Consider the following 20007-nt stretch of genomic DNA (forward strand, 5'->3'; position numbering starts at 1 on the left):
ACCAAATCGCACAACGCTGTAGCCCCGGTAAGCGTTAGCGCCACCGGGGATTTTCTCCGGAGGCGGCGCGTTGCGCCTTCTCCGGGTATTTACCCCGCTAATTCCCGCCATTTTCTTCTTTTTCGCCTCCCTTTATACTGCGCGCTATGTTCCTTGCTGATAATAAATACAAATGAAATACCTCTTTTTGTTTCTACTGGTTTTCACCAGCGGCGCAGCGGTCGCCACCGAACCGGGCAGCCAGTATCAACAGCAGGCGGAAGCCGGCGATCGACGCGCGCAATATTACCTTGCCGATACCTGGGTCAGCTCCGGCGATTATGAGAAAGCCGAATACTGGGCGCAGAAGGCCGCCGCCCAGGGCGATGGCGATGCACTGGCGCTGCTGGCGCAGCTCAAAATTCGCAACCCTCAGCAGGCGGACTATCCGCAGGCCCGCCAGCTGGCGGAAAAAGCCGTCAAGGTCGGCAGTAAATCCGGGGAGATCGTTCTGGCGCGGGTGCTGGTGAACCGTCAGGCTGGCCCCACCGATGTGGCGCACGCCATCACGCTGCTGCAGGATGCCGCCCGGGATAGCGAAAGCGATGCAGCGGTGGACGCCCAGATGCTACTGGGGCTGATCTACGCCAGCGGCGTGCACGGCCCGGAAGATGATGTGAAAGCGAGCGAATACTTCAAAGGCAGCTCGGCGCTCTCACGGACCGGCTATGCCGAATACTGGGCCGGGATGATGTTCCAGCAGGGAGAGAAAGGCTTTATCGAACCGAATAAGCAGAAGGCGCTGCACTGGCTTAACGTCAGCTGCCTGGAGGGGTTTGATACCGGCTGCGAAGAGTTTGACCGGATCAGTAAAGGATAAGAAAAAGCCCGGCGTTCGCGCCGGGCTTTGTGTTTTATTGGGCGGTTTTATCAAACTTGCCCAGCACTTCGCGTTCATACGCCAGCGCTTTTTTGCGGTCGAACTTATGCTCCCATTTGGCGATAACCAGCACCGCCAGCGCATTGCCCACCACGTTCAGCGCGGTACGCGCCATGTCGAGAATACGGTCGACACCGGCGATAAAGGCGAGGCCTTCCAGCGGGATCCCCACGCTACCCAGGGTTGCCAGCAGCACCACGAAGGAGACGCCCGGCACGCCAGCGATCCCTTTCGAGGTCACCATTAAGGTCAGCACCAGGGTGATCTCCTGCCAGATAGAGAGGTCGATACCGTACAGCTGGGCGATAAAGATCGCCGCGATGCTCTGATACAGCGTTGAGCCATCGAGGTTAAAGGAATAACCGGTCGGCACCACAAAGCTGGTGATCGACGCCGGCGCGCCATAGGCTTCCATCTTCTCGATAATGCGCGGCAGCACGCTCTCCGAGCTGGCGGTGGAGTAGGCCAGAATCAGCTCATCTTTCAGGATACGGATCAGGATCCAGATGCTCAGGCCACACAGACGCGCGACAATCCCCAGCACCACCAGCGCGAAGAACAGGATCGCGAAGTAAACCAGCAGTACCAGCTTGGCCAGCGGCCACAGCGAGGCGAAACCAAAGGTGGCGACGGTCACCGAAATCAGAGCGAACACCCCGATCGGCGCATAGCGCATCACCATGTGGGTGACTTTAAACATGGTTTCGGAGATGGAGCGGAAAACCGTCACCAACGGCTCACGGTGGGTCGCCGGCAGCGAGGAGAGCCCCAAACCAAACAGCACCGAGAAGAAGATAATCGGCAGCATATCGCCTTTCGCCATCGACGCCACGATGTTGGTCGGGACCAGCGACAGGATAGTGCCCATCAGGCCATGCGCATGGCTTTGCACCTCGGCAGTCGTGCTCTGATATTTCGAAATATCAACCGCCGCCAGCTGTGACATATCAATGCCGGTCCCCGGCTGAAAGACGTTGGCCAGGGTGATACCCAGCACGATCGCCACCGTGGTGATCACTTCGAAATAGATAATGGTTTTGGCGCCGATCCGGCCTAACTGCTTGGCATCGCCCACGCCGGCAATCCCGACCACCAGGGTCGAAATGACAATCGGGACCACGATCATTTTAATCAGATGGATAAAGATATCGCCCGCCGGCGTCAGCAAATTGCTAATCAACCAATCGCGACTTTCGGCGTGGTAATGCAGATAACTGCCCAGAAGGATACCCAGCACCAGGGCTAGCAAGATTTGCCAGGCCAGACTGACTTTTTTCGTTTTCTTCACTACTGACTTCCTCAATGAAAGGCACCATTCCTTTTCGTCATGGTACCCACTGCAGGGGGTATGAATTGTGTTGCGTTGCTTTGTGGGGTTATTTAACGCGCAATATCAGTATCATTTGCACGGCATGCTGCGCAAGCCTTTAAGAATAGGGCTTTCTTCTGGTTTTCTGCATAAAGTCACGAATTTTCCCCAGTTACAATGCATAAGTATTTGTAATAAAAAATATTTCACACCTTCCGTTTCTATAAATTCATTTACGTAATTATTTCACTTCAAAGTTTCATTTGATGAAATTTCACTCAGTTGAATCATTGCGTGATCTGCCCCCCAATTAACAAACAAAGCTGTCAAAACCCCTACTCTTAACGTTTGTTTGACATATATTTAACAAGTTCAAAGGAGAAAAAAAGCCATGAGCCAAATACACAAACACCCTATTCCCGCTAATATCGCGGAACGTTGCCTGATTAACCCGGAACAGTACAAGGCGCAGTACCAACAATCCATAACCGACCCTGATACATTTTGGGGCGAGCAGGGCAAGATCCTTGACTGGATACGCCCCTATACCCGCGTGAAGAACACCTCTTTCGCGCCGGGTAATATTTCCATCAAATGGTATGAAGATGGCACCCTGAACCTCGCCGCCAACTGCCTCGACCGCCATCTCGCCGAGCGCGGCGATCAAACCGCCATCATCTGGGAAGGCGACGACGCCAGCCAGAGCAAGCACATCACCTACCGTGAACTGCATGCGGACGTGTGCCGCTTCGCCAATGTGCTGCTCGACCTTGGGATTAAAAAAGGCGATGTGGTCGCCATTTATATGCCGATGGTGCCGGAAGCCGCGGTGGCGATGCTGGCCTGCGCCCGCATCGGCGCTATCCACTCAGTGATTTTCGGCGGCTTCTCGCCGGAGGCGGTGGCCGGACGCATTATCGACTCCAGCTCGCGCCTGGTGATCACCGCTGACGAAGGGCTGCGCGCTGGTCGCGCCATCCCGCTGAAGAAAAACGTTGATGACGCGCTGAAAAACCCGAACGTCAACAGTATTGAGCATGTCGTGGTCCTGAAACGTACCGGCGGCAAAATCGACTGGCAGGAAGGCCGCGACCTGTGGTGGAGCGACCTGATGGCCAATGCCAGCGCCGAGCACCGGCCCGTCGAGATGAACGCCGAAGATCCGCTGTTCATCCTCTATACCTCCGGCTCCACCGGCAAACCGAAAGGGGTGCTGCACACCACCGGCGGCTATCTGGTCTACGCGGCCACCACCTTTAAATACGTTTTCGACTACCATCCGGGCGATATTTACTGGTGCACCGCCGATGTGGGCTGGGTCACCGGCCACAGCTATCTGCTGTATGGTCCGCTGGCCTGCGGCGCCACCACCCTGATGTTCGAAGGGGTACCGAACTGGCCAACCCCGGCGCGTATGTGCCAGGTCGTCGATAAGCATAAGGTCAGCATTCTCTATACCGCCCCGACGGCTATCCGCGCCCTGATGGCGGAAGGCGACAAAGCTATCGAAGGCACAGACCGTTCCTCGCTGCGCATTCTCGGCTCGGTCGGCGAACCGATTAACCCGGAAGCCTGGGAGTGGTACTGGAAGAAGATCGGTAACGAGAAGTGCCCGGTGATGGACACCTGGTGGCAGACCGAAACCGGCGGCTTTATGATCACCCCGCTGCCGGGCGCAATCGAGCTGAAGGCCGGCTCCGCGACGCGTCCGTTCTTCGGCGTCCAGCCGGTGCTGGTGGATAACGAAGGCCTGCCGCTGGATGGCGCCACCGAGGGCAATCTTGCCATCGCCGACTCCTGGCCCGGCCAGGCGCGTACCCTGTTCGGTGACCATGAGCGCTTTGAGCAAACCTACTTCTCCACCTTCAAAAATATGTACTTTAGCGGCGATGGCGCGCGTCGCGATGAAGATGGTTACTACTGGATCACTGGCCGCGTGGATGACGTGCTGAACGTCTCCGGCCACCGTCTGGGTACCGCGGAAATTGAATCCGCGCTGGTGTCGCACCCGAAAATCGCTGAAGCGGCGGTGGTGGGGATCCCGCACAACATCAAAGGCCAGGCCATCTACGCCTACGTGACGCTCAATCACGGCGAAGAACCAACGCCGGAGCTGTATGCCGAAGTGCGTAACTGGGTGCGCAAAGAGATCGGCCCGCTGGCGACGCCGGATGTGCTGCACTGGACCGATTCGCTACCGAAAACCCGCTCGGGCAAAATCATGCGTCGCATTCTGCGTAAGATTGCCGCGGGCGACACCAGCAACCTCGGCGATACCTCGACGCTCGCCGATCCTGGCGTCGTGGAAAAACTGCTCGAAGAGAAGCAGGCCATAACGATGCCATCGTAAGCAAGGACCGATTCCCTACACCCTCTCCCCCGCCGGGGAGAGGATAAAAATAAGTCCCTCCCCCAGGATTCCACTCGCAGGAACGCCGTCAGCAAACCGTATCCCGGCGCCATCGCCGGAGGGGTTGCTGTCGCCAGCGTCCGCTGAGTGGATGACGAAAGGGAGACCTCTGGAGACGCTAAGATGAATGAACAACTTTGTCAGCGGATAGAAAATAGTGCGCATTTCAGGGAGTTAGTTGCATCACGGCAACGGTTTGCCGCCATTCTGTCAGTGATTATGTTAGTGATCTACGTGGGCTTTATTTTGCTTATCGCCTTCGCGCCCGGCTGGCTCGGCACTCCGCTGCACGCCGGTACCAGCGTCACCCGCGGGATCCCGCTCGGCATTGGCGTGATCGTCATTTCGTTTATCCTGACCGGTATTTATGTCTGGCGGGCCAATGGTGAATTCGACCGTTTGACCAAGAGCGTTCTCAACGAGGTAAAAGCATGATCAAGAGAGTCCTGACGGCGCTCGCCGCCACGCTGCTGCCCCTCGGCGCTCACGCGGCAGACGCCATTACCGGCGCGGTACAGCGCCAGCCGACCAACTGGCAGGCGATTGTCATGTTCCTGATTTTCGTCGCCCTGACGCTTTACATCACCTACTGGGCCTCAAAACGGGTACGTTCGCGCAGCGATTATTATACCGCCGGCGGCAATATTACTGGCTTCCAGAACGGGCTGGCGATTGCCGGCGACTTTATGTCGGCAGCGTCGTTCCTCGGTATTTCCGCGCTGGTGTATACCTCAGGCTACGACGGCCTGATCTACTCGCTGGGCTTTCTCGTCGGCTGGCCGATTATCCTGTTTCTGATTGCCGAACGACTGCGCAACCTTGGCCGCTATACCTTTGCTGACGTCGCTTCATACCGCCTGAAGCAGGGGCCGATCCGCACCCTCTCCGCCTGCGGATCGCTGGTGGTGGTGGCGCTGTATCTGATCGCGCAGATGGTGGGCGCCGGCAAGCTGATCCAGCTGCTGTTCGGCCTCAATTACCATGTCGCCGTGGTGCTGGTTGGCGTACTGATGGTGCTCTATGTCCTGTTCGGCGGCATGCTGGCAACCACCTGGGTGCAGATTATTAAAGCGGTTCTGCTGCTGTGCGGCGCCAGCTTTATGGCCTTTATGGTCATGAAGCACGTCGGCTTCAGCTTCAATAACCTGTTTACCGAGGCGATGGCCGTCCATCCGAAAGGGGCGGCGATTATGAGTCCCGGCGGACTGGTGAAAGATCCGATATCAGCGCTCTCTCTGGGTCTGGGTCTGATGTTCGGTACCGCCGGCCTGCCGCATATTCTGATGCGCTTCTTTACCGTGAGCGATGCCAAAGAAGCGCGTAAAAGCGTCTTCTACGCCACCGGTTTTATGGGCTATTTCTATATCCTGACCTTTATTATCGGCTTCGGCGCCATCATGCTGGTCGGCGCGAACCCGGCGTTTAAAGACGCGGCCGGACAGCTTATCGGCGGCAATAACATGGCGGCGGTGCATCTGGCGGATGCGGTGGGGGGCAATTTGTTCCTCGGCTTTATCTCCGCGGTCGCTTTCGCCACTATCCTGGCGGTGGTGGCTGGCCTGACGCTCGCCGGCGCCTCAGCGGTGTCGCACGACCTGTACGCCAACGTCTTCCGCAAGGGCGCGACCGAGCGTCAGGAGCTGAAGGTCTCCAAGATCACCGTGCTGATCCTCGGGGTGGTGGCCATTCTGCTGGGTATTCTGTTTGAAAATCAGAACATCGCTTTCATGGTCGGCCTGGCCTTCTCCATTGCCGCCAGCTGTAACTTCCCGATTATTCTGCTGTCGATGTACTGGTCGAAGCTGACCACCCGCGGCGCGATGGTCGGCGGCTGGCTGGGCCTGCTGACTGCGGTCATTCTGATGATCCTCGGCCCGACCATTTGGGTGCAGATCCTCGGCCATGAGAAAGCGCTGTTCCCGTATGAATATCCGGCGCTGTTCTCCATCGCCATCGCGTTCATCGGTATCTGGGTCTTCTCCGCCACCGATAACTCACCGGAAGGGATGCGCGAGCGCGAGCAGTTCCGCGCCCAGTTTATCCGTTCACAAACCGGGATCGGTATCGAACGCGGCCAGGCGCATTAATCGTTCTCTCCCCTTCCCCGGCGCCGTCCGGAGAAGGGGTTCCCCCCCCGACCTCTTAGTTATAGGTTAAGGTGATCACCCCGGTGGCGTTTGCCGAACCCGCGGTCACCGCGCTCCCCGTCTTGTAATAGTTAGTGGATAAGGCAAGCGTCTGCATGGCCGCGGCCCCGCCTGGGCTGTCGGGGTTGGTGAAATAGCTATAGCTGGCGTCCGCGCCGCTGTTGGTCACCGTCGTGCGGCTCGAAGTATAGAGGCTGATATCGGTATTTAACGGCAGCGCTTCGCCATCCATATTCAACTGAACTCCCACCCCGGTGGCAACATTCTCCTCTGCCGTTAAGGCTATCACCGTGTTGCCAGGGTTATCCCCACTCGCTTGCGCCGCCGCCACACGCATCGAAACGTTGGTTCCCGGCTCGCAGGCAAGGGTCAGGGACTGCCGCGCGTTCCCCACCTTCGTCGCGGTGTTGAACTCGCTGGCATTGATGCTGCCCATGGCAAAACTGAGATTATTGCTACCGACAATACACCCCATCGGGATCATCTGGATGCTGGTGGTGCCGCTGATGTGCAGCCGGGAAATGGAGAGCGTCGCCTTACTATCCTTCGCCGAAACCGTAGCCACCGGATCGCTGAACGATAATTGACTGTTGCTGGCGATAGCGCCGCCGGTGGCCACCAGCTGCAGCTGATATGCCGGGGTGTAATGGGTCGAGGCATAATAATCAAACAGGCCGGTGGGCTTACCGAGATAGTAATTCACATCGCCGATATAATGCACCTGCGAGTCGGGGCTGAAATCATCGGTATCACCGTCATATTCACCGCTGATATTGAGCCACACCTTGACGCGGAGGCCAATCCCCTGCACCGAGGTGGCATAGATATTATCCCCTATCAGCGACCCGGCATTGTTCGAGGACCAGGCAAACACCGCGTAGGTGCTTCCCTCGCAGTTAATCAGCTCCGTTTGCGCGCGGGTAATTTTCCCCGAGTCATACAGCACGGTGCCCGCGGTGTAGCTCCCGGCGTTGACCAGAATCTTTTCCGGCAAGTTAGTCATCGAGACATCGCCATAGTTGGTTCCCGTGCAGGCCGCCCAGCTATAGAGGGGACACAGTACCAGCATGAACAAGAAGATCAGTTTTTTCATACCCATCCCTGTCGAAACGTTATTTGTAAGCCACATCGAACGTGGCGGTAAAGCCGACAATCCCCGGCCTTACCTGGCCATAGGGCGAAAACATGCGTGCTACCATATTGAAGATATGGACGTCGGCACGGCCACCAAATGTATAAAGATACTGGTCGCCAGGCCCGAGGGGCTGCTGATCGGCAAGAGTGAGAAGTTGCATACCGACGCCGCTGGCCCCGTCGCTGCCTGTGCGGAAGTTTTTATAAACCGAGGTGTAAGTGTTATCGAATTTTGCTCCGCTAAATGCGATGGTTACCGCCGACGCATCGGCGGAACAACTGGAAAAGACCAGCTTAACCGGCACGCTGGCGCCGCTCGACCCGGCATTTCCGGAGAACGTCTGCGAGGAGACGGTGCCTAAATCGATACTGTTCGACGGTTCCACGGCCACCTCGCAGGAAGGCGCTTCGATGGTGCCCGTGACGTTAAAATTGACCGTGCTGCTGCCTTCATAAGCCAGCGCCGGAAGGGAGAGCAGCAAAAGGCTGGCCACCAGGATGCCCCTTGTGCTGCCGTCTCGCATATTCATATCAGCCCCTTCTTCCATGTTGAAAACCTGCATCCATTACCGGCATTCGGCCTGATAGAACAGAATATCGTCGCCAAGAGCCATGCTGGAGAAGTCGTAATGAACGGTGCACTGCTCACTGCTTTTCTCCCCCCAGCGCGCTAACAGCTGGCCTTTTTTCTGCAGCCCCGTGAGATACACCTGCCCCTCATCGCCGACAATATTGCTGCGCGCCGCGCTGGCGCGATCATTATCAAGTGTCACCAGCGCGCCGAAAGGCACCACACCGTTGCGAGTACGCAGGGTGAGCATCGCCTTATAGCCAATTCGGGTGTCATACTGCACTTTGACGATTGCATTGCGCGTTGGGACCACCGTTCTGGCGACGTTATCCACCTCGGCGCCAGCCATCTGCTGTTCATCCAGCGCCAGGCTGTTGCGATGGTAAGGGCGAACATACGGTACGACGGCATACCCGGCGGCATCCGTCGTCACGTTGGTCTGGCCCTGCACCCGCACATCGCTGACGCCGGGCGTTTCGACCAGCGCAGCACTCTCACCCAGAAAGCGCGACAGCGTGAGCCCGCCCGCGTGGGCAACCATGCCGCCGCGCAGCGAATAATTGTAGTGATTGCTGTAGTGGTCGTAGCCATAGCCGCCGGCGACATCGCCTTTTGAGCCCTGATAATTGACGCTGAGGTTGCCGGAGGTGCTCTTATCCTGGGTGTTGTAACCCTCCTGGAGGCTCCAGTTGAGAGAACGATCCTCGAACGCCGAGCCATTGAGCCCCACGCTGTGCGTGGTGTCGTTATGCCGACCATGGTTCAAGGTGTAATTCGCCGAGAGCGTCTCGCCAAGCGGGATGCTTAGCGTCAGGGAGACGATGGTATCGCTGGCCGGCCGGTTATTGCCGCTGTCATCGGTGCTTTGCACATTGCGGTTATAGGAATAGTTAATAAAGTAGGAGGCCCTGCCAATCGACCCGCTATAGCCCACGCCTACCGACTCCATGCGCGAGCTGTCCCAATAGGTTTCATTGACCAGCGAAAGCGAGAGCGAACCATAGCCGAACAGCGTCTGCGACAGCGAAGCGTCAAACCGGCCTTTCGTTCTGCCGCTCTGCGTACAGCAGTCGCGCTGCGTGGAGGCGTTATCGACAAAATCCTGAAACGAATAGTATCCCGCGGTGGAGTAGCGATAGCCGGCCACGGAAAAGCTGGTGCCCGTCTGCAGAAAGCTTTTGCTGAAGCGGACGCGATACGATTGCCCCTGTTCTTTGCGGGTTGACGAGGCCGTATCGCTGGTTTTCACGTCGGCCCACGACTGAGAGCCGTCAAACGACAGCGCGCCGATGGTGCCAAGGTTAAAGCCAGCGCCTAACAGCAGGTTGGTGTATTTATCTTCCGCCTGCTGAAAGCCGGTATAGAGAGTAAAGTTACTGGTGGCGCCATAGGCCAGGGAAGACTGAATAAAGTTGTATTCTTTATCGTCGGAGCTGCCTGAGCGCGTCCTGCCGCTGCTCAGCGCATAGTCCAGTTGGCCCTCGCGCTGCAGGACCGCCAGCGAGGCAAAAGGCACCACAAAGTTTTGCTCGCTGCCGTCAGACTCTTTAACGGTGACGTACAGATCGCCGGCGCTGCCGGTGGCATACAGATCGTTAATCTCAAAGGCGCCGGGAGCGACGGTGGTTTTATAAATGCTGTAACCATTCTGATAAACCGAGACCTCCGCGGTGGTGCGCGCGATCCCTCGAATCGTCGGCGCAAAACCATGCAGGCTATCCGGCAGCATCTCTTTGTCCGAACTGAGCTGCAGGCCGGTAAAGCTCACACTGTCGAAGATGCCGGAAGAGGTATAGGTATTACCGACCACCAGCTGACTGCGCAGGGTATGAATATCGCGGGCAAGGTACGAGTAAACCGACTCCCAGCGGCTGCTGTTGTCGCTGTGGCTATAGGTGCTGTAGTTGCGCAGACGCCATGGCCCCAGATTCACCCCAGGCTGCAGGCTAACAAACTGGCTGTCAACGGTCGCGCCATTATGCCGCGGCGCATTGCGCTGCCCGGTGACACTATAGTTGAGAAGACCGGCGTTGATCCCCTGCTGCCACTGGCTCTCCGGTATATAGTCTCTTGGGCGATTCAGCATCGCGGCCTGCGGCACGGTAAAATCGATTCGCTGTTGGGCAAGAGACACCGAAAATGTCATCCCGGGGATCGCCGACAGCCGGGCGCAGGTTTCCCCTGCCGCGAACAGCTGGGGATAGGCGGTGGTATTAATCAACCACGAATTCAGATACTCCGCGGAAAGACAGGGAGAAGCGGTCGCGCCTGCGTCATGGCCAATTTCCTGAAAGGTCAGCGATTCTGAACTGACGTATTTATCATTGATGTAAACATCCAGGTGATAAGTGCCCGGCGGTACACCATCTTGCGAAAAATAGGACAGATCCACCGAAGCCGCAGGCTCCTCGGCGACTTCGAGTAAATTCGGGTTGAAATATTCACCGGCCTCAGCGCGAGAAGACAAGGTACTCAGGCACAAAACAATAGCGACGCAGATACTTTTGGTTGAAAACAGTAGCTCAACGCTACTGAATGATAGCGGTATATTTCTTCCCTGACATACCATAATCATTAATCACGCTCCATGTGATCTCTTTTTTCCCTGTCGCGGACAGGGTACTCTGCACGGGTATTTTTAAAGTAGAAAATGGGGCAGCAAACCATGCGCCAGAAATATTTTTTCCGTTAAGGCTAACCTGGGAAAAATTCATATACAGCGGTGAGTTATTTTTTACCGTCACCGAGTCCCCCGCTTTTCCCCACTGTAATTTTTCGGCATACGATTCCGGTGTATTGCCTTTTAACGCGGCAGGTCGATAAATCAATTTTATTTTCGAGTTGATGGCAAACTGCACCACATTTTTATCCGGGACATATTCCGTTGCCGGGATCCCTTTGATATTGAGCCAAAACATCGACTCGCGATCGTCGGGTAATTTTTTTCCTGAGCGGACAACGCGCACGAATCCTTTCTCTCCGGCTTTGAGACGGAACAGCGGCGGCGTAATAATAAACGCGTCTTTGGCTGGCGACGCGGCATCCACCACCGAGAGCCAGGACTGGACGATATTGCTGCTCTGATCTTTATTCTCAACCGTGATGACGGCGTTGTTTTTCACACCATCAAACACCAGACGCGTGCCGCCCACGACCACGCTGGCTTGCGCAATAGAGGAAGACAGCAAAAAACCGACCACAAAAAAAGGATATCTCATACGTTTAATTAAAGGGGAATAGCAGACGATTCCCCTTTCTCCATTCAACAAAACGCCGAATTAATAATAAGTCACGTTATAAGTCACAGTTGTCTGAACGGTACCTTTCGTCGGATCGGTATCACCCGACTTCACCATTTTAACGGTGAATGGAATGGTTGCGGCACCGGAAGAAATATCGACATCCGAACCCTCTTCATTATTCTTCATTACCTTACCCGCTTCGTCGAAAAGGGCCACAGCAACACCGGTTGCCGGCTCATCAGTCGCCTGGTTTTTAAAATAATCGCTGTTCGCGGTATCGGAAACACCGCCAAAAGTGACGCGAGCGATGCTGTTGCCACCGTCTTCCGCGGTCGGGCAATCGGCTAAGCTAAAGGAGAAGTTCTTGGCAGCGCCGAAGGTATACGCTTTCAGATCCGCCACTGAGGTGGTGCCCATATCAATAGCCGTTACGCCTCCGTCAATAGTCGCCGTACAGGTCGTATCGGAAACAACACCATTAAAAGTAATGGTGTTATCGGCCTGAGCAACGGTAGACAGCACGCTGCAGGCAGAGAAAATCAGGGCACCCGCCAGAATTTTTTTACTCATCTTCATATTTATTCCCATATCCATTATAAACGACAATCAGTCCGTCAATTGTTTTATGCAGATATATTAGAGAATGAATTTGCATCCGCGCGGCGTCACATATACATTTACGTGACATATGATTTATGATAATTAATATTATACATAAATAAACGACCAGCATTTGAATCCATTCAATAATACAAGCCCGCGTAAAAAGAATAACGAACAGAGGGTAAAATCTCAATTATTAATGTAAAAATTGATTTTTAAACAAATCGCCTTAAAAAATGAGAAAAATAAGATGAAGTTCCTTTGAAATCATAGCGATACAAACTTATAAAATTCTTAGAGATAATAAAAAGCCTATACATCATTCGCAATATAATTAGATCACTATTGATTATGAAATATTTAGTTACAAAGAGAGGATGGTAATAAGAATTGCCTTAATCTTTTCTGATGACCAATAACCGGCATAAACAAAAAGGGGCGAAAATAGTTCACAACTATTCCGCCCCTCAATATTTCATAACAACCGATTACACGAGAACGCTAAAACAGCAGCCAGCGCACTAACGGCGCCGCCAGCACCACCACTACGCCAGACAGCATCATCACCAGGCTGGCCACCACGCCCTCCTGCTGGCCCAGCTCATAGGAGCGCGCCGTCCCGGCACCATGGGAAGCCGCGCCGAACCCGGCTCCTTTCGCCATCCCTTCCCGGATAGCCAGGCGTAAAAACAGCATATCCCCCACCGCCATGCCAAAGACGCCGGTGATCACCACAAACAGCGCCACCAGATCGGGCTGACCACCGAGCGGTTTCGCCGCCGCCAGCGCAAAGGGCGTGGTCACCGAGCGCACCGCCAGGCTGCGCTGGATTTCATCAGACAACATCAATCCGCGCGCCAGCCATACGGAGCTGGTCACCGCCACCACCACCGCCGTTACCACCCCGGCGCTGAGCGACATCCAGTGGCGTTTGATCACCGCGACATTTTCATAGACCGGGACGGCAAAGGCGATGGTGGCGGGGCCCAGCAGCCACAGCAGCCAGTGGGTCTCTCCCATATAGCTCTGATAAGAGATATGGCCCAGCACCAGGATCAGCACCAGCAGGATCGGCGTGAACACCAGCGGCATCAGCGGCAGTTTATGAAAACGGCGATACAGTTTTTTATTGGCGTAATAGAGACCCAGCGTCGCCACCAGACACAGGACGCTCAGCATGACATCATTCATTTTTTTAGCCGGCTCACTTCGTAACGGTAAACCCTGTCGACGACCCAGGCCGTCGCGCCCAGCACCATCAGCGTGCTTAAGGCAATCACCAGGAAAATCCGCCAGCCATCAACCATCAGCAGCTGGGTATAATTGACCACCGCGACCACCGCCGGGACGAAAAACAGCAGCATCTCCGCCAGCAGCCAGCGGGCGCCGGCGCGAACCCAGTTCAAGGGGATCACCCGGCAGACGATCAGCAGCAGGAGCATCACCATGCCGACCAGGTTAGCCGGCAGGGGTACCTGCCACCTGTTCACCAGATATTGCGCAAAAATAAATAACCCGACATAAAGAAGCACCTGCAGCGGGATTTGAAGACGCTGCGCCACGGCGGGGGCTACGCGAGCTGGCGCGAAGGCCATGAGCGATATTCCTGAAAAAAAGAAGTCAGGGGTGCAGTATAGAGAGCCGCCGACGCGGACAGAAATGAATTAAAATCATCGCAGGTATAGTCTCAGGGAATAATTATGGATATCCGAACGCTGCGCTATTTCGTTGAAGTGGTTCGTCAGCAGAGTTTTACTCGCGCGGCGGAAAAGCTGTTCGTCACACAGCCCACCATCAGCAAGATGCTCAAAAATCTCGAAGATGAACTGAACTGCACGCTGTTGATCCGCGATGGCCGTAAACTGCTGCTCACCGATACCGGGCGCGTTGTTTTTGAACGCGGCCAGGCGATCCTTGGCGAGTTCAGCCAGCTGGAGTCAGAACTGAGCGATATCAACCACCTGAATAAAGGGGTGCTGCGGCTTGGCATTCCACCGATGGTCGGAATGCTGATGGCGGAGCCGATCAGCCGCTTCCGCGAGCGCTACCCGGGCGTCGAGCTGAAAATCGCCGAGTTTGGCGGCCTGACGGTCCAGCAGGCGGTCAGCAACGGCGAGCTCGATATGGCGATGACCGCCCTGCCCATCGAAGAGGGTAGCCACCTCACCACCCTGCCGTTGTTCAACCACCCGCTGTGCGTCCTGACGCCAAGAACCGCGCCGTGGGAGGGCGTGACCTCGCTCTCGCCGGCCGAGCTGGCGGCGTATCCGCTGGTCATCTACAACGAAGAATTTGCCCTCAGCCAGCAGCTGATGCGCCTGTTTACCGAGCATGACGTAAAGCCGCGTATCGCGGTGCGCAGCGGCCAGTGGGATTTTCTCGCCGCGATGGTGCAGGCCGGCATTGGCGTGGCGATCCTGCCCGAGCCGATTTGCCAGCGTCTCGACCCGCAGAACTTTTGCTGGATCCCATTGCAAAGCGAGCTGCGCTGGGAGCTGGGGATGATTTGGCGGGAGGGCGTGTATATGTCGCGCAGCGCTGAGGCCTGGCTGGCGTGCAGTAAAGCGTTCTGGCTGGAATAATTCCCTGGTGACAACGCGTTTCGCAGAGGAATGGGTAGCCCGGGTCAAGCGCTTGCGCCGCTGCCCGGGTTTCCCCCGGTCGCGCTAACGCTTACCGGGGCGACACATTTACTGCAGTCTCGCCAGTAGACCGAATAAGCGTCGCGCTATCCGGATTACAGGTTATTGATCTTCGATTAACAGCGCTTCCAGCAGGTCGAGATCGTGCAGCAGCTTCTGCAGCGTCTCGTTACTGATCTGCCGGGTGGCGCGCAGATGATACAGCTCTCCGCGTTCAGAGCGCAGCGCCGCCAGGCGGAAGCGACGCTCCAGACTCTCCTCCAGCATAGAGGTTTCCACGTCGTTACGACCATCGACGCGGCGGCGCAGGTTACCGATCACCCGCGAACTGACTTCGGTCAGCAGCTGGTTATCGATATTCTCTTTGGTATCCGCCGCCAGCCGCTCTTCCATCTTCTGGATCGCCACAATCGCCACGTCTGCCGTCGCTGCGCGCGCCAGCCGTTCCTCTTTCCGCTGCTGCACGTTGTCACTGGATTCAATGTGGCGCAGCAGGATCGGCAGCGCTATCACCCCGACGAACAGCGAGAACAGGATCACCCCGGCGGCGAGGAAAATCAGCTCATAGCGCGCCGGGAAAACATTCCCGTCCGGCAGCAACAGCGGAATCGAGAGCACACCGGCGAGGGTAATCGCCCCGCGCACCCCGGCCACAGAGGAGATCAGCAGCTCGCGGGTGGTCCAGGAGCCAAACTCCATCGGTTTCTTCTTCAGGAAGCGCTGACTAAGCTTACGCATCGACCACAGCCAGCCAAAACGCACCAGCATCAGCGCGGCATAGATCAGGATGATGTCGGTAAACAGCATCCAGGTCTCGACGTTGGGGTCAGCTTCCGCCGCCACCAGCGAGCTGGAGAGGATATCCGGCAGCTGCAGGCCCAACAGCAGGAAGACCATGCCGTTGAAGACAAATTCCAGCATCGCCCAGGTGCTGTTAGCGCGCAGACGCATGGCCAGCGGCGCGGTACGCATCACGCCGGAACGGGTGATGGTCATCCCCGCCGCCACCGCCGCCAGGATACCGGAGACACCGATATGTTCGGCAATCAGATAGGAGGCAAACGGCAGCAGGAACAGCAGGACAATCTGCGTGGCGGGTTCATCCCCGCCCCAGCGGCTGAGGAAACGCATCGAACGGCCATACGACCAGCTCACCACAAACCCGGCCAGCACGCCGCCGATCGCCACCTTCAGAAATTCTACGGTCGCGCCGCCAACGGTAAAGACCATAGTGCCCATCGCCACCGCGACGGCAAACTTGAGCGAAACCAGACCAGAGGCGTCGTTCATTAACGCCTCCCCCTGCAGAATGCCCATGATTTTTTTCGGTATCCGCCCTTCCCCGACGATGCCGGAGAGCGCCACGGCATCGGTCGGCGAGAGTACGGCCGCCAGCGCGAACGCCGGGATCAGCGGAATGCCAGGCACAATCCAGTAGATCAGAAAGCCGATGCCGACCACCGTCACGACCACCAGCGCCAGCGCCAGACCAAGGATCTCCCGCCCGTGTTCAATAAACTCACGGGTCGGCGTTTTCCAGCCGTCGGCGAACAGCAGCGGCGGGATAAACAGGACCAGAAACAGCTCTGGATCAAATTCAACGTGCAAACCGAAGGTCGGCCACGCCAGAAGCGCGCCAATGGCGATTTGCATCAGTGGGAGTGGAACCTGAAAGGGCAGTACACGCGTCACTACCCCGGACAGTGAGACCACAAGGGTCATGATGAGGATGGTAAAGAATATTTCCATGTGTTCCCTGTTTGCTGCGTTTTCTTTTATACCTGTGAGGCGTCGTGCCTGTGAATCATACGCTACCCAGATTAACGCAAATGGAAACAGGATGTGGCTTAAAAATAAAACGGGCGGCCTGAGCCGCCCGTGAGGAGCACGAAGGGTTTAAATCGCCCAACCGCCCGCGTAAAACGCCACCAGTGCCACGGCGATAATTACCGTACCGAGGTTCAGCTTGCGCCACTCGCCGGAGACCAGACGGCCAATCACCAGGGTAGCGAAACCGATCATGATGCCGGTCACGATGTTACAGGTCAGCACGATAAACACCGCGGTGATCAGGCCAGCCATCGCGTCAACGAAGTCGTTGAAATCGATTTTTGCCACGTTGCTCAGCATCAGCAGGCCGACGTACATCAGCGCCGGCGCGGTCGCGTAGGCCGGTACCAGATAAGAGAGCGGGGAGAGGAACAGGATCAGCAGGAACAGGACACCGACCGTCACCGCGGTCAGACCGGTTTTACCGCCAGCCGCGGTACCCGCCGCCGATTCGATATACACTGCCGCTGGCGCCGCGCCAACTAAACCGGAGAAGACGCTGCTCAGGGAGTCGGTGGTCAACGCTTTACCGCCGTTGATGATCTGTCCGTCTTTGTCCAGCAGGTTTGCCTGGCCGGCCACCGCGCGGATAGTACCGGTGGCGTCAAAGACCGCCGTCATCACCAGCGCCAGCACGCTGGGCAGCACGACCGGGTTCAGCGCGCCGATGATGTCGAGGCTGCCGATCAGCGAGTTGCCTTTATCATCGCTCAGGGATGGCATGGCGAAAATACCGGAGAAATGGACGTTCGGATCGAAAATCAGGCCCACAATCGACACGCCAATAATGGTCAGCAGAATACCGCCCGGCACCTTCATTTTTTCCAGACCAATGATCACCGCGAGGCCAATCAGCGACATCACCACCGGGAAGCTGGCAAATTTGCCCAGCGCCACCGGCAGACCGTCCAGCGGATTTTTGATCACCAGACCAACGCCGTTGGCGGCGATCAGCAGCAGGAACAGGCCAATCCCGATCCCGGTACCATGCGCCACGCCCTGCGGCAGGTTGCGCAAGATCCAGCTGCGGATGCCGGTCGCGGAAATCACCGTGAACAGGACACCCATCAGGAATACTGCGCCGAGGGCCACCGGAATACTGATCTGCTGCCCCAGCACCAGGCTAAAGGCGGTGAAGGCGGTCAACGAAATGGCGCAGCCGATAGCCATCGGCAGATTTGCCCATAACCCCATCACCAGCGAGCCAACGCCCGCCACCAGACAGGTCGAGACAAACACCGCGGCCGGCGGGAAGCCCGCTTTACCGAGCATGCCCGGCACCACGATGACGGAGTAAACCATCGCCAGAAAGGTAGTAAGACCTGCAACAATCTCCTGACGCACGGTGCTACCGCGCGCCGAAATTTTAAACCAGGCGTCTAATGAACCGCCGGTACGCGCTGAAGGCGTAGACATAGAAAACTTCCCCTGAAAATTTTTATTGTTCGTTGATATGCGTGGTGGACCCTCCACTGCCAGTTAAACGCGATCTCCTTGTACCGAATCGCAGCGCCAGGGGGGCTGCAAAAAAGCAAACGTTTAACTCCGCGCATACACTACGGTGTGTCAACCTTATCTCCTCCCCCAGGATAGCAGAAAAAAGAGGGAGCAAAACAGAAAGGCAAACGATTATCCGGCCTTTAGATAACCCTTTTCAACCGATGTTTATCGTATTTCGCTAAATTTCGCTTATGACGAGCAGAAAATAACCAGACGATGCGCAAACGTTATCGTCTATGCGCAATCCGCTAACAAATTTTTAGTGAGTTGCTTTCATTTGTCGGCGTCATCGGATCCGCTGATACCTCAGGCGCCGGGTAAGGAAAAGGGGCCGCCGCGCTCGATGGCCCGCTGCCAGGCCGGACGCTGCTCCACCCGCTGTCGCCAGGCCTCGATATGGACAAGGTCATGCACGCCACCGCGCGCCAACAGCGCCATCACCGGGAAGCTCATCTGGATATCGGCCATACTCAGTCGCTCGCCGGCAAACCATGGCCGCGTGGCAAGATGGTCGTCAATAAACCGCGCATGGGTGGCCAGCTGGGGATCCAGCCACGCTTTCTGAATGCCCTTGCCCAGCAGGGCGCCCAGCGAGCGGACGCCAAAGGGCACAGGGGGTTTACCCAGGCTGGCGAACACCAGCTTCATTAACAGCAGCGGCATCAGCGAGCCTTCGGCATAGTGCAGCCAGAAGCGGTACTGCAGTTTGTCCTCTATCGCCTGCGGCTTCAGCAGCCCGCCGCTGTCCCAGGTCTCCTGCAAATACTCGAGAATGGCCCCGGACTCCGCCAGCACATAGCCGTTGTCTTCCAGCACCGGCGATTTCCCCAACGGATGGATTTTCTTCAGCGCCGCCGGCGCCAGCATCGACTTTTCCCGCTGATAGCGGACTATCTGATAAGGCAGCTGCAGCTCTTCCAGTGCCCACAGTACGCGTTGCGATCGTGATTGATTAAGATGGTGTACCGTCAGCATGGGCCTCTCCCGTGGTTTGTTCAAATTAACTATAGGAACAGGCGCTCATTGCCGGGAAAATTTCGGCAAAATAGTAAGGAAAAAATGGCAGCAGCTGCCATAGTTAAAGTGTCGACGCAAACCGGAACCTCCATCAACAGATTGCGCAATACTGAGGGACGTCGATGTCGGGGGAAACCCTCTCGTGAACCAGCGAGATAATGCGAAAGACAAAGACCGGAAAACAACTAAAGCGCCCAGTTGTGGCGCTTTAGTTTTATTACTCCTCTTCCAGCAGCCGGGCGCCGGTCCCCTCTTCCCCCAGCTTATCGCCCGGGTTGCGCAGCGGGCAGTCGCGCCGTGATAAACAGCCGCAGCCGATACAGCCGTCGAGCTGGTCGCGCAACGCCGTCAGGGTATGAATACGCCGGTCCAGCTCCTCACGCCACTGCGATGACAGCATCTTCCACTCTTTTGCGCTGAGGTTGTGCCCTTCCGGCAGTACGCCAAACGCGTCGCCGATGGTCGCCAGCGGGATGCCGATGCGTTGCGCAATTTTGATAATCGCCACCGCGCGCAGGACATCGCGCCGGTAGCGCCGCTGGTTGCCGGCATTCCGCTGGCTATGGATCAGGCCTTTACTCTCATAAAAATGGAGAGCCGAGACCGCCACGCCGGTTCGTTTTGCCACTTCCCCGGGCGTCAGCAGCATTTTGATGCGGGGTGATTTCTTTTCCATAAAGCGC

Annotated in this window: 17 protein-coding genes and 1 pseudogene; 5 read left to right on the forward strand and 13 right to left on the reverse strand. The window is 56.6% G+C overall.

Annotated elements, in window-relative coordinates; translation table 11 throughout:
- Positions 1–172: 172 nt before the first annotated feature.
- Positions 173–859, forward strand: a complete 687-nt coding sequence (locus tag NKJ21_RS22615; protein ID WP_008807260.1) for a tetratricopeptide repeat protein — start codon at positions 173–175, stop codon at positions 857–859.
- Positions 860–893: 34 nt separating this feature from the next.
- On the opposite strand, the gene gltP is transcribed toward NKJ21_RS22615, so the two are convergent.
- Together gltP and NKJ21_RS22625 are read right to left on the reverse strand one after the other, a co-directional pair.
- Positions 894–2207, reverse strand: a complete 1314-nt coding sequence (gene gltP / locus NKJ21_RS22620; protein ID WP_012543161.1) for a glutamate/aspartate:proton symporter GltP — start codon at positions 2205–2207, stop codon at positions 894–896.
- A gap of 111 nt (positions 2208–2318) precedes the next feature.
- Positions 2319–2519: pseudogene (locus NKJ21_RS22625) on the reverse strand (hypothetical protein).
- Positions 2520–2619: 100 nt separating this feature from the next.
- On the opposite strand from NKJ21_RS22625, the gene acs reads away from it, so the two are divergent.
- From acs to actP, 3 genes are all read left to right on the forward strand, one after another.
- Positions 2620–4578, forward strand: a complete 1959-nt coding sequence (gene acs, locus NKJ21_RS22630) for an acetate--CoA ligase (RefSeq protein ID WP_008807262.1) — start codon at positions 2620–2622, stop codon at positions 4576–4578.
- A gap of 183 nt (positions 4579–4761) precedes the next feature.
- Positions 4762–5073 carry a DUF485 domain-containing protein gene (locus NKJ21_RS22635; protein ID WP_004177812.1) on the forward strand — a complete coding sequence of 104 codons (312 nt, stop codon included), beginning with the start codon at positions 4762–4764 and terminating at the stop codon, positions 5071–5073.
- Complete coding sequence (gene actP / locus NKJ21_RS22640) at positions 5073–6725, forward strand: cation/acetate symporter ActP (protein ID WP_024623073.1); 1653 nt, start codon at positions 5073–5075, stop codon at positions 6723–6725. The genes NKJ21_RS22635 and actP overlap by 1 nt, the downstream gene beginning before the upstream one ends.
- A 55-nt stretch (positions 6726–6780) precedes the next feature.
- On the opposite strand, the gene NKJ21_RS22645 is transcribed toward actP, so the two are convergent.
- From NKJ21_RS22645 to NKJ21_RS22675, 7 genes are all read right to left on the reverse strand, one after another.
- On the reverse strand, positions 6781–7878 hold the full coding sequence (locus tag NKJ21_RS22645; protein ID WP_038422004.1) for a type 1 fimbrial protein: 1098 nt from the start codon (positions 7876–7878) through the stop codon (positions 6781–6783).
- A 19-nt stretch (positions 7879–7897) separates the two neighbouring features.
- Positions 7898–8449: a fimbrial protein gene (locus tag NKJ21_RS22650; protein WP_032701148.1), complete on the reverse strand. Its 552-nt coding sequence runs from the start codon at positions 8447–8449 to the stop codon at positions 7898–7900.
- A gap of 36 nt (positions 8450–8485) precedes the next feature.
- Positions 8486–11065, reverse strand: coding sequence for a fimbria/pilus outer membrane usher protein (locus NKJ21_RS22655; RefSeq protein WP_072125550.1), 2580 nt, complete (start codon positions 11063–11065; stop codon positions 8486–8488).
- A complete protein-coding gene (locus tag NKJ21_RS22660) occupies positions 11019–11708 on the reverse strand; it encodes a fimbrial assembly chaperone (RefSeq protein WP_039102727.1) in 690 nt (229 codons plus the stop codon). The genes NKJ21_RS22655 and NKJ21_RS22660 overlap by 47 nt, the downstream gene beginning before the upstream one ends.
- Positions 11709–11768: 60 nt before the next feature.
- Positions 11769–12326, reverse strand: a complete 558-nt coding sequence (locus NKJ21_RS22665; protein ID WP_074442684.1) for a fimbrial protein — start codon at positions 12324–12326, stop codon at positions 11769–11771.
- Between the two features lie 510 nt (positions 12327–12836).
- Entirely contained in the window at positions 12837–13526 is a 690-nt protein-coding gene (locus tag NKJ21_RS22670) for an LrgB family protein (protein ID WP_012969151.1), read from the reverse strand.
- Complete coding sequence (locus NKJ21_RS22675; protein ID WP_012969152.1) at positions 13523–13930, reverse strand: CidA/LrgA family protein; 408 nt, start codon at positions 13928–13930, stop codon at positions 13523–13525. The genes NKJ21_RS22670 and NKJ21_RS22675 overlap by 4 nt, the downstream gene beginning before the upstream one ends.
- 105 nt (positions 13931–14035) lie before the next feature.
- On the opposite strand from NKJ21_RS22675, the gene NKJ21_RS22680 reads away from it, so the two are divergent.
- A complete protein-coding gene (locus tag NKJ21_RS22680) occupies positions 14036–14917 on the forward strand; it encodes a LysR family transcriptional regulator (RefSeq protein ID WP_072125551.1) in 882 nt (293 codons plus the stop codon).
- A gap of 162 nt (positions 14918–15079) precedes the next feature.
- Here NKJ21_RS22680 and NKJ21_RS22685 read toward each other — a convergent pair whose 3' ends face one another.
- The 4 genes from NKJ21_RS22685 to soxR all read right to left on the reverse strand — a co-directional run bounded on the left by NKJ21_RS22685 (position 15080) and on the right by soxR (position 20000).
- Positions 15080–16726: a Na+/H+ antiporter gene (locus NKJ21_RS22685; RefSeq protein WP_012543172.1), complete on the reverse strand. Its 1647-nt coding sequence runs from the start codon at positions 16724–16726 to the stop codon at positions 15080–15082.
- A gap of 147 nt (positions 16727–16873) precedes the next feature.
- On the reverse strand, positions 16874–18223 hold the full coding sequence (locus tag NKJ21_RS22690) for an NCS2 family permease (protein ID WP_008807272.1): 1350 nt from the start codon (positions 18221–18223) through the stop codon (positions 16874–16876).
- Positions 18224–18613: 390 nt separating this feature from the next.
- Positions 18614–19282 carry a glutathione S-transferase family protein gene (locus tag NKJ21_RS22695; RefSeq protein ID WP_110202586.1) on the reverse strand — a complete coding sequence of 223 codons (669 nt, stop codon included), beginning with the start codon at positions 19280–19282 and terminating at the stop codon, positions 18614–18616.
- Between the two features lie 259 nt (positions 19283–19541).
- Entirely contained in the window at positions 19542–20000 is a 459-nt protein-coding gene (soxR, locus tag NKJ21_RS22700) for a redox-sensitive transcriptional activator SoxR (RefSeq protein WP_004206331.1), read from the reverse strand.
- Positions 20001–20007 lie beyond the last annotated feature (7 nt).

It is taken from the genome of Klebsiella sp. SWET4 (assembly GCF_024296565.1).
Classification (GTDB): Bacteria; Pseudomonadota; Gammaproteobacteria; order Enterobacterales; family Enterobacteriaceae; genus Klebsiella; species Klebsiella variicola.